General features: G+C 43.4%; 13 protein-coding genes. 7 read left to right on the forward strand and 6 right to left on the reverse strand.

Annotated features, from left to right (window positions below):
- Nucleotides 1–584: 584 nt before the first annotated feature.
- Entirely contained in the window at nucleotides 585–794 is a 210-nt protein-coding gene (gene csrA / locus ACJJI8_RS02475; protein WP_282931298.1) for a carbon storage regulator CsrA, read from the forward strand.
- A 167-nt stretch (nucleotides 795–961) separates the two neighbouring features.
- Here the strand turns inward: csrA and ACJJI8_RS02480 are convergent, their stop codons facing one another.
- The gene (locus ACJJI8_RS02480) at nucleotides 962–2164 is read right to left on the reverse strand and encodes a serine hydrolase domain-containing protein (RefSeq protein WP_444934152.1); all 1203 of its coding nucleotides are present in this window, start codon (nucleotides 2162–2164) and stop codon (nucleotides 962–964) included.
- Nucleotides 2165–2214: 50 nt separating this feature from the next.
- Complete coding sequence (locus tag ACJJI8_RS02485; RefSeq protein ID WP_444934153.1) at nucleotides 2215–3060, reverse strand: alpha/beta hydrolase; 846 nt, start codon at nucleotides 3058–3060, stop codon at nucleotides 2215–2217.
- Nucleotides 3061–3280: 220 nt separating this feature from the next.
- On the opposite strand from ACJJI8_RS02485, the gene ACJJI8_RS02490 reads away from it, so the two are divergent.
- Both ACJJI8_RS02490 and ACJJI8_RS02495 read left to right on the forward strand, forming a co-directional pair.
- Nucleotides 3281–5446: a winged helix-turn-helix domain-containing protein gene (locus ACJJI8_RS02490; protein ID WP_444934154.1), complete on the forward strand. Its 2166-nt coding sequence runs from the start codon at nucleotides 3281–3283 to the stop codon at nucleotides 5444–5446.
- A gap of 292 nt (nucleotides 5447–5738) precedes the next feature.
- Nucleotides 5739–6557 (forward strand): hypothetical protein, encoded by an 819-nt coding sequence (locus ACJJI8_RS02495; protein ID WP_444934155.1) that lies wholly within the window; start codon nucleotides 5739–5741, stop codon nucleotides 6555–6557.
- A 167-nt stretch (nucleotides 6558–6724) separates the two neighbouring features.
- On the opposite strand, the gene ACJJI8_RS02500 is transcribed toward ACJJI8_RS02495, so the two are convergent.
- Nucleotides 6725–7660, reverse strand: coding sequence for a LysR family transcriptional regulator (locus ACJJI8_RS02500; RefSeq protein WP_444934156.1), 936 nt, complete (start codon nucleotides 7658–7660; stop codon nucleotides 6725–6727).
- 146 nt (nucleotides 7661–7806) lie between these two features.
- Here ACJJI8_RS02500 and ACJJI8_RS02505 point away from each other — a divergent pair, with 146 nt between their 5' ends.
- Nucleotides 7807–8931, forward strand: a complete 1125-nt coding sequence (locus ACJJI8_RS02505) for an alkene reductase (RefSeq protein WP_444934157.1) — start codon at nucleotides 7807–7809, stop codon at nucleotides 8929–8931.
- Nucleotides 8932–9317: 386 nt separating this feature from the next.
- Here ACJJI8_RS02505 and ACJJI8_RS02510 read toward each other — a convergent pair whose 3' ends face one another.
- Nucleotides 9318–10310: a hypothetical protein gene (locus tag ACJJI8_RS02510; protein WP_444934158.1), complete on the reverse strand. Its 993-nt coding sequence runs from the start codon at nucleotides 10308–10310 to the stop codon at nucleotides 9318–9320.
- Between the two features lie 395 nt (nucleotides 10311–10705).
- Between ACJJI8_RS02510 and ACJJI8_RS02515 the strand changes: the two genes are divergently transcribed.
- Both ACJJI8_RS02515 and ACJJI8_RS02520 read left to right on the forward strand, forming a co-directional pair.
- Nucleotides 10706–11065: a hypothetical protein gene (locus ACJJI8_RS02515; protein WP_444934159.1), complete on the forward strand. Its 360-nt coding sequence runs from the start codon at nucleotides 10706–10708 to the stop codon at nucleotides 11063–11065.
- Between the two features lie 116 nt (nucleotides 11066–11181).
- Nucleotides 11182–11562, forward strand: coding sequence for a DUF5329 family protein (locus tag ACJJI8_RS02520; RefSeq protein WP_444934160.1), 381 nt, complete (start codon nucleotides 11182–11184; stop codon nucleotides 11560–11562).
- 131 nt (nucleotides 11563–11693) lie between these two features.
- Here the strand turns inward: ACJJI8_RS02520 and ACJJI8_RS02525 are convergent, their stop codons facing one another.
- Both ACJJI8_RS02525 and ACJJI8_RS02530 read right to left on the reverse strand, forming a co-directional pair.
- A complete protein-coding gene (locus ACJJI8_RS02525) occupies nucleotides 11694–12008 on the reverse strand; it encodes a branched-chain amino acid transport AzlD family protein (protein WP_444934161.1) in 315 nt (104 codons plus the stop codon).
- Nucleotides 12005–12727 (reverse strand): AzlC family ABC transporter permease, encoded by a 723-nt coding sequence (locus tag ACJJI8_RS02530; RefSeq protein ID WP_444934162.1) that lies wholly within the window; start codon nucleotides 12725–12727, stop codon nucleotides 12005–12007. Before ACJJI8_RS02530 ends, ACJJI8_RS02525 begins: the two co-directional genes overlap by 4 nt.
- A gap of 598 nt (nucleotides 12728–13325) precedes the next feature.
- On the opposite strand from ACJJI8_RS02530, the gene ACJJI8_RS02535 reads away from it, so the two are divergent.
- Nucleotides 13326–16343: a DUF2339 domain-containing protein gene (locus ACJJI8_RS02535; protein WP_444934163.1), complete on the forward strand. Its 3018-nt coding sequence runs from the start codon at nucleotides 13326–13328 to the stop codon at nucleotides 16341–16343.
- Nucleotides 16344–16477 lie beyond the last annotated feature (134 nt).

Consider the following 16477-nt stretch of genomic DNA (forward strand, 5'->3'; position numbering starts at 1 on the left):
TCATTGTGCTCATTAAAAGGGCCACTATTTTTGATTCTATTTTTTAATGAGCCCTTACCGTTCGGCAAAGTGAACCCGCAAAAAATATAGGCGCCCAAATAATCTTATTGGATTTTATTAAGTTTTCTTCAGCGTCAAAGCTGCGTAGAATCGATAGATATTTATCAATATTTTGGGCCGTGATCAAATCAGCTTCTACAAGCCAACAGCCCAAGATAAAACAAGAACACCAAAAATTTTCTAAAAGACCCACTCTCAAAGGAGAACGGTAGCGTGACGTAAGAGACAGTAAAAGGCGCTGACCCAAGGTGCGGCAACACCCGGGGCCAGCTAACCAAATTGATAGAGTAATTATCAAAGTGGCTCCATGAATGGTACGCTAGAAACCCACTCGTCTTCAATAAAAGGTTGCAAATTCAGTAGCCTGAGGCGATTCCCTAAGCACTGGGAGTCTAGCGCCCGCCTTTTCTTCTTTTACGCCTACCGCTCTCGCGCCCCTCCTAATACCTGCAACCGTTCTTACTTTCCTTGCCCTCCCGTTGCGGGAGGTTTGCCAATGCTTTGCGTCTCATTAGGAAACCAATATGTTGATTTTAAACCGCCGTACTGGCGAGAACCTCAGGATTGGGGAAAACGTCTCAATCACGATATTAGAAGTTAAAGGTAATCAGGTGCGGGTAGGTATAATCGCCCCCAAGACCTTGGCGGTTCACCGCGAAGAGATTTATAGGAGAATCAAAAGACAACAGAGGCAAGACAATGGGGATAAAAAGCAAATTTTCCCAGTAGAGTGAGCCCTAACAATCCTGCTTTGGTCCTACTACTTCAAAAACGATAACTACCGCACCCCTTGTGTAATCGAACAATCTGTCCAGCATTTAGGGCTTCCTTATTCCAGAGGCCCTAAATGCTGGACAGAAAACTTTAACAGTGCTTAGGCAAGGTCAATTAATGTAACAATTTAGCCAGCTGTACCACTTAATGCAGAAGATACAAAAGCCGGCAAAATACGTTGTTCTATCAAGCCCAGAGTTTTGTCATCATCTCTGTGGCCGGTGATCGCAATCACCAAATCAAGATCTTCAATAGAGATCACATACTGGCCACCACCGCCCCAGCCAAACTTTGCAATATATTTCTTATCGCCAACCTTCAGGGGCGTTCGCCAGAAGAAGTAGCCGTATGAAAAATTGGTATAGTCAAACTCATCATCTGTGGGAACAGCTACTTTTCCGGTGGCCTTAGCAATAAACGCTTCAGGGATTAACTGGTGGCCGTTCCATTTTCCCTTATTAAGTACCAAAGTGCCCCACTTAACCATACTGCGCGATGTCATCATGGCTCTTGATCCTGCCTGGGGCACCCCACTAACAGCTTCCTTCCAGTGATAGATATCTATCCCCATCTTCTCCAGCAGCTCTTCTTTAATAAAGTCACTCGCGGAGCCGGGAACTACAGCATCCAGAACCAGCATTGCAATCATTGGGTCTGAGCCTTGATATAAATAAGTTTGCGAATCAGAAGTGATCGGCTTACTGTGACTTAGATAGATTTGGGCTAGCTTTTTCCCGGTTAACTGCTCTTTATTTTCCAGTAAGGCATCGAGTTTTTCCTCTGCAATACGAATTCCAGATTGCATACTCATGGCATGGTTCAATGTCACAAGGTCTGCGCCTTTAACAAGCTTCGTCCTATCCAGCCCTTTCAGGAGGGAAGTGACAGGCTTGTCTAAGTCTTCCATGGTTAAATAGCCCAACTGTATCGCCCGCCCAATCGCCAGGGCTGTATAGGCCTTGCTGGCAGAGGCTTGTGGGTGCGGAAAATTAACACGACCAAGGGAGTAGTAGGATTCAAATACCAGTTTGTTATTTTGAGCAATTAGCAAGCTATCGTAGGGTGTATGTTGGTTATCTGCTATTTCTCGTGCCAGTTTTTCCAAGCTCTCTTTGATGGTATCTATCTCACCAACAGGAATACCGTCTTTTCTATCCGCTGGGGCTGTATCAATAAATGCTTTTTTAAGCTTGGGAATTGATCTCTCCAGGGCTGTGAGGTCACTACCATAGTCGGCCATATTTATTTCTGGAGCATGCAAATCTCCTGCGCCCGCAGTGGCGCTTATGCCATACATTAAGCCGATTGCGATTAGCTTTTTAATAGTCATCTTAGATCCCAAATTTAATTTTTAATTAATATGACTCGATATACCATTGATTAGTGTTTCAGCTTATCGGCAAGCCAATAAATACTGCGGACTGATGTCTTTGGGAATGCTGTAGTGTGATTCGCCGATTCGATAACCGCCGGCTCCAGAGTTAAGTTAGCCAATTTTTGTCCCTTTAACTCGCCAACAAACTTTTCTACCGTAGCGCCCAGCTCCTTCTCTAATTCTCCGTAAGCAATAAATACGTTTGTTTGCTTGGGTATATCCATCAATGGTTTGTTAGGCTCTGATTCAAGCCGAGAATCCATATAAGTGCCTATCAATCTTGATGGGCTACCGATAATGTAGTTTTGAAAAGTATCCGGTTGGCTTATTAAGGCATAAACCCCAAAGAGCCCCCCGAATGAGTAACCGAAATAAGTACGGTTATCTGGATTTGCGCGGTAATTGCTTTCGATATACTTAATAACGTCATTTCTTATAAAGGCGAGATGCTGATGGGCCTCTCCTTTATAGGTTTTTTTATCTTTATTATCTGAGGGTAGTGCTGGCTTAAAGTCCCGATATCGACTCGACCATTCATTTTCATCAGCTGGCATATCTTTCTGCCAGCCAATACCCACCAAAATGGCATCTTCCAGTGCGTATTCAGTAGTGGCCGATAGTATTTCAACTGCCCATAAAGCATCTGTATAGTAAATAACCGGGTGCTTCTTAGTATCACTCTCCTCGTATTTCTCGGGCAGCTTAATAAACAGCTCGTATTCTCTGTTACTGCTGGAGTCCTGAATGGGTATTACTTGGATTGTGGATAACTCCAGGGCCTTATGCTCACCTGCTTCAAGGGCAGCGATAGGTAGCAACAGGAGAAATGCGACTAGTAAACGCTTTTTCATATCAGTATTTATACCGTTACATGTGATCGGAGAAGCGCTCAATCTAAACAAGGAGCCAGTGAAACACCTGAAATGCTCCTGACTTTTGGATGACTTTGCGCTGCTGGTATAAAGTTCTTATTTATCAATGGGTTACAAGGCACGCTTTAGATGTAATCAGGGTTTATGCTAGTATCGACGGCAAAAATTCAGCTCAAATTTTGTTCAGGTAGATACATCAATGGCTTTACAATATTGGGTGGGTGACTTCTTTGTTGATTTATCCAGAAACCAGATCACCCGAAGTGAGCAATCGCAAACTATCCCCCCAAAAGCCCTTGCTGTCTTAACCCACTTGGCAAAGCATCAGCGAAAAGTGGTGAGCCAGGATGAGCTACTGTCTGAAGTTTGGCCCGATACAATAGTCACACCAAATACGCTGCAAAGAAGTATTGCGCAACTTAGAAAAGCCTTGGGTGAGGATCGAAAGCAGCAATCTTATATTAGAACTCACGCCAAACAGGGTTATAGTCTGGAATGCGATATTGTTTGGCAGAATGATGATTCTATTCCACAAGATAACACAGCACCGAGAGAGGAAGCGCCCTCCCCTTCTTCCCCCAAGCCGGAAATAGATATAAAACCGGTTAATCCAAGCCACCAAACCCAGACTATCAAACCAAATCGATTTCCAATCTTTGCACTTGTCGGATTGGTATTATTAGTATTTGTTATATTTAAATACTCTCCGCCCGAGCAAAACTCTCAGCTTGTATTTGATCGATTACAGGCAGTAACCGCAACTGACCGCAAAGAATTTGGCCCCTCTTATTCGCCAGATGGTGAATATATTATTTTTAATCGTTATCTAGATAAGCTCTGTGTTAATAAAATATGGGCCAGAAATATTCGTACCCAGAAGGAGACGGAATTAACTCCAGAATGGGGTACTTATGGCCGCCATACACTATCACCAGATGGCAAGAAACTGGTATTTATTTCTGAAGAAGACTGCACCATACCGCTAACCCAAAATACTTGTTACAACCTGGTAAGCCTGGATTTTCAAAAGGCATTAGCCAGCCCACAGCAACCAAATGTATTAATGCGCTGTAGAAATTCCGCGATTAAGAACCCGGTATGGCTAAATAATAATGATCTCGCTATTTTGCACAAAGAGACTGACCGTTGGCGGTTGATCAACTATTCAGTCAGGGATAATGCCAGTCGAGTCCTTTATGATCTGGAGAATGGAAATCTGGCCTATTTTGATTACTCAATAAGTGATGGATTAATAGCCGTAACCAGCCATCATCAAGATGGCCAGCTTTATATCGATATGCTGGATTCCAAGGGGGCGCTTTTATCCAGCCACCCGATAGACTATCCGGATGAAATCCCCCAGCGCAGGACCATATCCCCTAACTTTTCACCGCTTACAGATGAGTTAATCTTTAGCACAGGGCGGCGGCTCTTCTCTCTCACTTATGATGGAAAGGTCAGTAAGCTTGATTTACCCCTGGATCAGTCTGCCAGCTCGCCGGAATTCCACCCAAATGGGCAGAGGGCACTTCTGATTAAGGGCCGATACGATAGTGATATTGCATCAATACCGCTTAACCAACCCGAGTCCATCGATACGCCTTCGGAAGAGGATGTCAGCGAACTCTATCCAAGCACAACACGGTCGATTTTGGGAGAGGATGATGGCATTTTCCAACCCAATGGCAACTTGATTGCGTTTACTTCCAGGCGCTCTGGTGAAGACCAGGTGTGGATAACTGATGGCAGCGATTTACGGCAAGTCAGCCAGTTTCCTATGGATACCAATATCTACGGCATTAACTGGTCTGCCGACGGCCAAAGCATACTGGCGAGTGCCAATCAGATACTGACTAAAATCTCCCTGAACGGTAACAGAGAAGCCTTCTCATTAGTCCATCCAGTTGACCGGCTATTCCAGTGGGATAGTGTGAGTAACCTCGCACTGTTAACTCTAACGGTGAAAGGTGTTACAAAGTTTGCAGAAGTAAACCTGGATAATCTCGAAGTAAGTATTATCAACGATACCCAAGTTAACTGGGCCCAAAGAAGCGAGGATGGCCGGCTGATCTATATGGATCATATGAACCGCTTCTGGCAGCCCGGCCCTGCGGAAGACCAGCTTATTGAAGAGCTGATTAATCAGGGCAGTGAAAAAAGGTTTGTGATCAAAGAGAATTTGATTTACTCAATCAATCGAGATGACCAGCTGTGGTCTTACAACCTCGACACCGGTAACTTTTCTATTTTGAGAGCAGTGCATAGAGATATCGATTATTTGACTGATATTAATCAGGAAAACCTAATGATTACCTATGTTGTTGCCGCTAAAAAGGAAGTTGCTGAGCTTTTTTTAAGAGAATAGCTCTATTACTTATATGCTCTTGATATATAGATAAAAGTAGCCTCTTTTAGCATACTCAAGTGATTTATTATCGATTGAATCGTTTCAATTCAGTAAATTTAAGGGGCCTACTTCACCTTGACTTTTATTAATTTTTAGCACATTGAAGTAAAGATAAAAGCTTCTAACAATACTACATAGATAAATTAGGGCACTGACAGTACAATTACAACCCAACACAAAACCTTAAAGTCATTGCTTTTATTTATAAAATAATATGCACTAGATACTAGAAAATAGACTGGATTTAAATTTGAAACTACTTTTCAACTTATTAGCTTTCACAGCTCTAATTTTTACCACCGCAGCTAACGCTGACATTTCAGAAAATAGCCTGGTGCCTCAAAAAGAGGCAAATTTTGCCCAGAATTATCTTAGCCGGTTTATGCAGAGAGATTTTGACTATGTAATGAGCCTTATAGATACTGAAGTTGCTGGTACTATTTCCCCAGAAAAACTTGAGGAGATGCACGATTATCTTCCCTCTGGCAAGCTACTCTCCACTGAACTTATCGGTTCACAGGTGAAGGTTATCAATGATAATTGGGAGGGAAGCTTCACCTTCGAATATCACTTTGAGGATGGTTGGGCTCTGGCCAGTGCATACATGATACGCACCGAAGGAAAAATTTCTATTGCCGGATTCAGTGTTTACAACACACCTGAATCACAAAAGGAACTAAATCGTTTCTCGTTATCGAATAAACCGCTTGGTCATTATTTAGTACTAATGATGGCCATCATTTTCCCAGTTTTTATCCTTGTAACCCTGGTTACCTGCATTAGAACACCGGTTCAGAAGCGAAAATGGTTATGGATACTATTCATTCTATTTAGTGTCGGAGCTATCAAGCTTAACTGGACTACTGGGGCTTACCATATAAAGCTCTTCAGCTTTCAGCTATTTGGTGGCGGAGCGGTATCTGCAAGTGAGCATGCTCCACTAATTCTTACCGCAGGATTCCCATTAGGTGCAATAATTTTCTGGTTCAAACGCCGTAGTTTGATTGGCCCCAAAAACAAGATTCAAGATAGTCAGATGGAGCTTAAGGAATCAGATAATTCTGTTTGAGAGTAGCTAGTCCCACGCATAACTGTAGCAGACCTGCAGGAGTCAATTGAGAGTTCAGGGCTTTTCTACTACTGCAATGAACAGTTCTCTACTCCGCAGGGCCGCTACAGGGCCGAGAAGTCGACATTTTATTCTGGAGTCGAAAGATTCCAGAATATCACCACTTATTAAAAGGTTTCACTCTTAAATAATCTCATCAGCTGTTCAACCATCCACATATGAAGCTGGCTATGGTTAGATCGACTATGCCATGCTGCTATAACCTCAAATTTTGGTGTTTGCGTGTCCAACTTAAGGGGAATAACTTTTTTATTGGGTAGAAGTCTTGAGGGATAGAACGCAATTGTGTCTGTAGCTGCAATTATATCTGGGGCAGCAGAGAAGCTGGGTATCGACATAACAATATTGCGTTTTAGCCCCTGCATCGCAAACCATTCATCGTGTGATCCTTTGAGGTTTGCCCGTGACGGTGAAATGATCAGTTGCGGAAGCTCGGCCACGTCTGCCAATGTTAATGACTTACTCTTCAGTGGAGACTTTTTTCCCGCTATACAGACATGTTGCTCCTCAAATAGCAATTTGTATGGCAGGTCATCCGGAATGAAATCAGGAAAGGTAAGCGCTAAGTCGATCTCACCAGCCACCATTAACTGATTGAGATTATCTGTTTCAAAGTCCCTGACGATAACTTTAAGTTCCGGGGCAGATTTACGGACAACCTCTAATAGCTGGGGCAGTACCGATTGAATCGCGTAATCCGTGGCACTAATACTAAAAATCCCTCTATAAGTTGCCGGATCAAACGCTATTGGGGTTAGCAGTGACTCTACATCCTTCAAAATACTACTGATCCTGCCTCCCAGCTGCTCAGCAACAGGGGTAGGCACCATACCGTTGCCTTGCCGGATAAACAGCCGGTCATCAAACACTTCTCTCAGCTTACGCAACTGTTCGCTTATCGCTTGCTGGGTTAACCCCACCTTTTCAGCTACCCGGGATAGGTTTCTCTCTTGAAGCAGTGCTTCCAGTATACGTAGCTGTTTTAGGTCCAAGCGGCTTATACCATTCATATTTGTAACCAAGACAAAGAGTAGTTGTTTCAAATTGTATCCTTGCACCTCTAGTATTCCCACCATCACAAGGCACAGCCAAAACTGGCTGGGGCTATTCAGTTGCCCTTATCACCGCTGCTTTTTACCTGTGTCTTTTCAAACACTCACTGCAGTCAGTTTTTAACAGGAAGGTCATTATGAAAAACGAGTCACTATTCAGTGAGATCAACCTGGGCCCTTACACCCTGAAAAACCGTATTGTTCTGCCACCCCTGACCCGATCACGCAGTAGCCAGCCTGGAAATATTGCCAATGACTTGATGGCTAACTATTACTCACAGCGTGCTGGTGCTGGGTTTATGGTTACAGAGGGCACGCAAATCGAACCCAGGGGCCAGGGCTACGCTTGGACACCCGGAATCTATTCAAAGGAACAGATCGAAGGCTGGAAAAAAGTAACCAAAGCCGTGCACGATCAAGGCGGTATTATCTTTGCCCAGCTATGGCACGTTGGGCGTGTATCTCACACTTCACTACAGCCAGGCAATGCAGCGCCCGTTGCGCCATCTGCTATCCGTGCAGACGCAGTTAAGGTATTTATCGAGACAGGTCCAGGACAAGGCGCCCTGGCTGAACCCAGTGAGCCTCGTGCGCTGACAACAGAGGAAGTTAAAGAACTGGTTCAACTCTATGCCCAAGCCGCGCGCAATGCGATGGAAGCTGGTTTTGATGGTGTTGAGCTACACTGTGCCAACGGTTACCTTGTGAACCAGTTTATTTCAGAACATACCAATCATCGCGATGATGAGTATGGTGGTAGTTTAGAAAATCGTCTGCGTTTCCTTAAAGAAATTGTTGCAGCGGTATCAAATGAAGTTAGCGGCGAACGGCTCGGTGTTCGATTTGCACCGCTTTTCGAAAGTACCGATGAGGACAGAGTCTACCTTGGTCTGGTAGAGAGTGATCCCCACAAGACTTATATCGAGGCTATCAAGCTGCTAAACGAAGCTGGAATTGCCTATCTGTCACTGGCCGAGGCGGACTGGGATAATGCACCAGATTTGCCTGAGAATTTCTATCGAGAAGTACGTGAAATCTTTGGCGGACGCATCATGTATGCAGGAAAGTATTCCCCCGAAAAAGCTTTGCGGGTGCTTGACGCTGGTAACGGAGATATCTTTGGCTTTGGCCGACCTTTTATTGCCAACCCGGATCTTCCCACACGTATTCGCAATGAATGGCCACTCAATCAGGTTGATCCAAACACTATGTATGGAGGCACCGAAGTAGGATATACGGACTACCCTCTATACCAGCCATGACCTGGAGTAGGTTGGGCTCGATCATTATGAGCTGCTAGCTGTAAGTGGCATTTCTATAAATATTTCTAAAGTCTATCAGCACTACTCAAAAGACATAAGCGCTTATTGATTAGGAATAGGTAACCTCAGAGAACTCTATTCTCTGGGGTTCTTTTTCCAGACTACTCATAAGAGATAATATTTTTAAGCCTTAAAGCTATACCTTTATCTTATGCAAACACTAATTACCCTGGAAAAAAATAGGCTTATATCATCAGGATGATGAGTAGACCGAACTATCCTTAGGTAAAAGGTGAAACCTGAGAATTTAATAAGCCTCAAGTTTACAAGTATCTTGAGGCACCGCAAATGCATCAATATTACTAATTAGTTATATTAGTATAAGATCAAGCAGCCTTCTTTGATAAAGCTACCGCAATATTACTTATCGCAACCTCCATAGAAACTTTTCCATCCAAGTAAGGCTTCCAATACTTATCAAGAAGTACTTTGTAGTCCCAATGCCCGCTATACAGGTCACGTATTTCGGCATAAGGTACATACTCAGAGTCATCCTTGCGTATCACTTTCTTAACTATTTCTCCAACGGTATAGAACTGTATCGGATGCCAAATTCCTTTATGATTTTCCAATCCCAGCCGACTAAACTCTGTATTAATGACCCGCTGCAACTTACTATTTCGACCTACTCCATTAGCATGAGAGATTTCATGGAAAAACATCTCAAACGCATACCAGTCAGTATAATCTGAATAGGTACTATTAATAATCGTTTGAAAGCTTCTCCCAGAAGTAGTAGCGCCCTGGCGCATTCCAGGTTTGTAAACAATATTTATCGTATGCTCATCAAGAACCAGCTTTTCATCAAATAACTTTTCCAAGCTGCTAAAAACCCTATCTCCATAAACATCAAGTTTACTTTTCAAATTCAGGTACCAATTAAGATTTCTCGCCTCATGAACCGACCACAACTTAGCTTTATAAATGGTTGATAGGTTATTTATATGTGCATATAGAACATTTTCCACAGAACCTTGCTGAACGGCGTGATGTGATATTAAGAGTGCAGTTAAATCTGAAATCTCAGAATTAGACCTGATGATATGTATGTTTTTGTCAGCGCCATATTTCCTATACTCGCTAATTACAAGGTCAAAAATCTCTTGCTCCTCAACAGAAAGAGTTCCCCCTTTTTCAAAATCATTATGTAAATCTTTATCTCTCGCTAATTCATATAAATAGAGGTGTAAATTTAGTAACAGCTCATTTTTAAATTTAACCGAATGCCAATTTTTCACTCCATTGACAACTGGGCTCTCAGCAAGAACAGAACAAGACAGAGCGGAAATCACTAGAGCTAAGAATAAAAGTCGAAACATAACAATAGTACCATTTATTTTTAGTATATTTATATTTCAGAGATCATCAGATACTAATAAAAATACATAGTTCAATGTATTAGCCAATATATCAATTCTCTAGAACTTAATCTGTGTGGATATTCAAAAGCCAGCTTAAGCGAAAATAGCTTATATCCTGCAGTTAACACTTTTCAAAGCTATCTACTTTAACCAAAGAGGTACTTTCACCGGCAATACTTCGACTAGCAGGCTAACTTTCAACCAAAAAGATGATTAAATAGGCAGTTAATCGCTTACTCCTATTGTTATAAAGGCCACTTGCAGGACTCGTTGTTATTCCTCATGTAAAATACCTTAACCAAGTACACTGTACTGTTTTAAAGAAAACTACAATTTCCAGAGCCCAAAAAGAAATGAAGAATCTCTTGAGCATTATTACACTAGCCCTTGCTACCACTTCTTGTATGAAACTCGAGGTACAGCCTGGCAACGTTATCGGGGACACTGTAGATGCGGGTAAAGAGGCGTTCCAAAGCATCAAGAGAAGCCGTAATGGTGAAGAAGAGAGAGACTTTTCTCACAAAATCAGCTACGATCCGACTGCCTCTAATGCAATCAACATCACCAACTGCAAGAAGGAAATGATGGAGGTGATTTCTGCCTCTGAACTTACCGTCTCACAAATTTTGACTGAATCTTCTGAAGTTATTGGAGAGGAAGATAGCAAGAGCGTACAGTGCGCTGCAAAAGTGGTAGTCACTAAGAACGCTTAAAGCGCCGAGCTGCTGGCCTTGATATATAGTTCTGGCATAGAGCCCCTCTTGACCCTATGCCAGTTCTTGGCCCGCTAATGAACTCCCCTGATACTCCATAGCCAAGGAATGGAAAAATGGTTAAAAGTTTCTCAACTTTACTAACAACTATCTCACTAAGTATGCCCTCCACCCTGGCTCAAGCAGATACACCTATCAAGGAAATAAATCACCTAATAGAGTTTGTCTCTACCTCAGAGTGTACCTTTATCCGCAATGATAGTGAGCACACCAGCCAGGAAGCAGTGGAGCATATGGAGAAAAAATATAAGTATTTCTCCAACAAAATTGATAGCGCGGAAGATTTTATTAAGCTAAGTGCAACCAAGAGCACCTTTAGTGGCAAGCCATATCATATTCAGTGTACCGATAAGCCTAAAGAAGCATCCCAGCAGTGGCTTTTAGATGAGCTGGCACGCTATCGTGACTCAGTTAAGTTAACTCCTGATAACACTTAGACCATTAATAGCAAGAAGAGCAAATTAATTTAAACTGACAGCTTAATTTACCATCAAAATTTGGCTTAACCTAACTTCAGCCTACTAAACTTGCTGCCGAGTAGCTTTCGCTCTAAACAGTTAAAGCTCTTTCAGCTAAAAAAGAACTTCATCAATGAAAATGCAAATATGCTAAGAAGGACAACGGCAAGGGTATTCTTAATCACGCAGCTTACTAAAATAGTAAAGAGACCTGCAACAAGGAAGGGGTTAGCCAGATCGGAATTGGAAAGCTCAACCTCTCCAAATACGATTGGAGCAGCCATTGAGGTCAATATACAGGGTGCAGTAAATCTTAAAAAACGTTGAGTATTATTGTTTAGCTTTATTGGAAGATTCTTTACAAAAAAAGCATAACGCATGTAAAAAGTAATGGTAGACATTGCTAAGATTGTATAAATACTCATACCTCTTCCTCCTCGGCCTTGTCTTCCAATAGATAACCTATGCACATACCCATCAATCCTGAAAAGAGTAACCCATTGGGTACTGCAAAAATATGAAACATTACAGAACTTACTGCCGAAATCAAAACAGCTATAAGAGTAGTCCTAGATTTAATATTTGGAACTACCATAGCAATAAAAGTTGCAGCAATTGCAAATTCCAATCCAAGCGCTTCTAAATTTGGAATACTCTTTCCTGCAACAACGCCTACAAAGGTGGATAAATTCCATATTAAGTAGAAGGTAAATCCGGACATTAGCGCATATTCAAACGAAAAATATCCAAGTACTCTATTTTTATTCTCTGCAACTGCAAACATTTCGTCTGTAAGAAGAAAGGCAAATACAATTCGCTTGTATATTGGCAGCTTTAAAGCTTCACTTCTAAAAGTTGCTGAGTAGAGTAAATGGCGAGAACTTACAACTGCTGTACTACCAAGAATAGACGAAAGTCCACCGCCCACACCAATAATGGAAAGAGCCGATAACTGGGCTGCCCCGGCAAATACTAGCAAGGACATTAGCTGTGATTCTAGTGGACTCAAACCCATTTTAATCCCTAGAGAGCCACAAAGAATCCCCCAGGGAATTACAGCTATTGCTAATGGCAAAGTATCAAGTATTGCTGCCATTACAAGTGAATGCGGTCTTTCTGTGGGAATGGCTCTTTGAACATCCATAATAATTACTGACAACTTTTACAATTTGGGAATATCTACTGTTCTACCTGATACAAAATCACAAAGTTACTTGAGGGATACACAATCGAGCATATGAAATTGACAACAACAAATGATTAACAACATGCGATATCTAGATCTTTGAAACCTAGCTTTCATATTTTCCGTGAAATATTTAAAGATGTTTAATCTTTTATCTGGTGGAACTTATATATTTTGAATTACAGGGGGTCAAATGATTTTTCCACATTGAAATATTAAGTGCAAAAAAGTAAAAATATAGAAAAAGTAGTTTTGGTAAGCGCTATACAGTGAAAGAACTATCTTATCGAGACCTATCAAGTTTCTTGGTTGAGTGACAACAAACGATCTCCCCTGCCCCAATCACCGTAAAACAGACAGAACAAAAATAGCAATCTTCACTGTACTTAATCTTCCTACGATTTTACTAGTTGCCAATAAGGCAGTTAGCGAACACTTACCTTAAAAACAGTGATACATTTATCAAAACTAATTGAATAGATAGCCACAAACCTATAAATACTTGTTCCCTCAGTCAGGCCCAGGTAGCCTCGGAAAAAAGCATTTAGAGCAAGTTATGGAAAGTGAACTGCAATCACTTCGCGCGGAACTAGCCCTGCTGGAGAGAGACAATCGCCGTCGCATTGAGATATTCGAACAGCGGTTATCGGCTCTAGAAGCGCAGATACAGCAAGATACTGTGGATCAGTTGGCAAGTCAGCTCCCGACAGTGGATGAGCCAGAAGATGAGCTATCCCAATTGATGGGTACTCATCCCTCCAGATCCCCGTCGATAGAGCAACCTACTCCCCCTCCTCCTGAAACTCCAACCCAGCCAGCAAGCACTATTACCACTGCTTCTGACACAGCCAGGAAGCCTAGTAGACAGGCTAAATGGCTATCTGAGGAGCTACCGAGTCTATTGGAACCTGCTCTGGAACCCATTAGCCGAGTATGGGGCTCCCTGATGAGTTTCTACCGGCACTATCAAAGCCAAGGGAAGGCTCCTGTCTTCTTTATGACCGCTGCCGGCATCCTGGCGCTGGTGTTTGGCTTTGCTTACCTGCTGCAGTTTTCCTTCAATGCCTATTTGGGGCCTGTGGGTAAAGTGACTTTGGGCTTCCTGGTAGCAGCGGCGACTACTACTGGTGGGGTAATGTTCAGGCGGCGCATGCCCAACATGGCAGATTACGGCTCAGGACTGATCGCTCTCGGGGTCATACTGCTTTACTTATGTGGTTACTTTGCTGGGCCTTACTATCAGCTGGTTCCGATTCCTATCGGTGTGGGGCTGCTTATAGTAACTACCGGAGTTGCTTATTTACTCGCCCTACTATTCGAGACCCGGGTTGTTTCCATGGTGACTCTGCTGGGTGGAGCCACGATGCCCTTGGTGGCCAATCATTTTGATCCATCCGCAGTTATTTATCTCAGCTACTTGTTGGTACTCGCGCTCGCAATGCTGCGTTTGTCCAAGTTGATTCAATGGCCTCAGCTGGCAGTGGTCACCATGGTGCTCAGCGCAGGGATGTTCGAGTTTTCAGTCGCAAACTTGGGCGAGTCTAGCTCAAACTGGGGTCTGTTACTGATACTGCATGGTTTCTTCTACGGGTTTGCCCATTACATACTGGGTGGGCTTAGTGGCAAGGAAATGGATAGGAGGCGCCTCGGTTTGCTGGTAGCAACTCTGGTGCTATTTATTCATCTTAGCTGGTCTCTAGCACCCACTGCTAATGCACTAGGTGTGGTTTGGTTACTCAATCTAATACCCTGGGCCGCGCTCGCCATCTACTCACGCCACCTGTTCGGCTACGATGTTAATAGTGCTTCGGCCCGCAGTATCCTCGCAATAGCTTTACTCCATGGGGGCTTGTTAACAGGTCTGGCAATTCTGGCACTTTGCAGCCCTGAATTTTTGGGCATTGTGTGGTGCCTGGAAGGCCTCCTGCTGATTTACCTTGGAATACATTTTGGTTTTGTCAGCGTGCGAACTGAGGGCTATATCGCTCTAGCCCTCGCCGGCGTAACCATATTCTTGCAAGCTCTCATATGGGTGGCTGAGAGCTTGGTTCCTGCTCCACTACTATTATCCTTAGAGGTGAGTGCAGGCTGGACTAACTGGCTGACCCTCAGTGCTGGGGCCTTTGCGCTCACCCAGCTATTACGCCGTAGTGCCGGTAAAATCACTTCAGCAGAACAACGTTTCACTTATATCGCAGATAATGCTTTCGGACTGCTTTTATCTGCGAGCTTCCTGCTATCGGTGGGTATTATCTGGCCGCAAGGGATGTGGTTGCTGGCACCACTGCCAATGACTTTCCTGATCTGGCGAAGCCAGCGCATGAATTCAGCATTTAGCGAGTGGCTCGGTCTCTGGCATTACCTTCTGTTGTTTGTCCCACTGTTAGCCAGTGCATCGGTTGTAGGCAACCTTCATTTCTACGATCAAATCCCCTACGGAAAAATCGCCAGTATTGAAGCTTTCCTGGGACTTTGGTTGCTTGCGGAGCTTTATCACCAGCTGAAAATACAATCACCAGGGCAGAAGCTGGCATTGGCACTGCGTAAACTCTTTTACGCTTTACTACCCATTATTGCCTTACCTACCATACTGTATAAAGCCAGTGACTACTTCACTGTTGCTATGTGGTTCTCGTGTGGTATTGCCTTATTCCTCTACACATGGCTGCGGATGGAACATCTAAAACAAGAAGTTCGCATTTTGATTTCTGCTGCAAGCCTTATCACTATCGGCGGTTGTCTCCTACAGGAGTTTGTCGGCTGGCAGGGCAAGGCGATGGAGGGGCTATTACTGGGAGTCGCCAGCTTCATAGGGCTCATATGGCTTGGCCAGGGCTTAAAGCGATACCCCGCAGGTAGAGAGTGGCAGCATGCTATTCACTGGGCGCTGAAGCCTGTATTCCCGATGGCCTTCTACTATTTTGCGGCAGTGCTGATAGCTGTCAGTTACACTTTAACTCATGACTTTGTCCTGTCATTACTACTCACCCAGCTCTATTTTGGAAGCCTCTTTTTCAGCCAACCCAAGCTGGCACCAGTACGCAACCAGCTTACGCCCTTCTACATGCTGACACTGGGTATTTTTGAATTAATCACACTGATTCAAGTCGGAGCTGTCATTGTGAAATCGCACAATGCAGAGTGGATTGGAGCCTATAACCTGGTCTCTCTTGGCATCGCTGTCCTGCTGGTTTACCACAAAACCCTGCCTACAAGAGCCGTTTGGTCTGGTCATCGAATGGCAAATATGTGGCTGGTGCATGTTACCGCGATTATTGTTTACGTAGCTCTACTAGCACAGCTATTTGATGCCATGTGGCTACCAGCAGTTTCCTTCGCTCTCGTTGTCCATGCAACCCTACTATTGTTCCAGACATTAAAGCCCGAAACCCAGAAACTACTTAAGTTGTCACTAATTATCTACAGCATAGCTGCACTGAAGATTGTGCTCTGGGACATGCAAGACTTCTCACTAATACAGAAGATAGTCGTATGTATGTTAGTGGGATTGTGTATGCTGGGGGCGGCCTATCAATACCAGAGATTCCTACCAAATAAAAGGCTGCCTGAATAGGCAGCCTTTTTTCCTTATCGACATAAATTTATTCAGAAATCCCTTAGCTATTAGCAAATTAAGCTCCTTAAAAGAGGGTATTATTAGAGCAAAGAATATTCTTCAAACCTCAACCGCCAGCCAGTAGTCATTAC

It is taken from the genome of Microbulbifer maximicatervae (SeqCode), assembly GCF_052467695.1.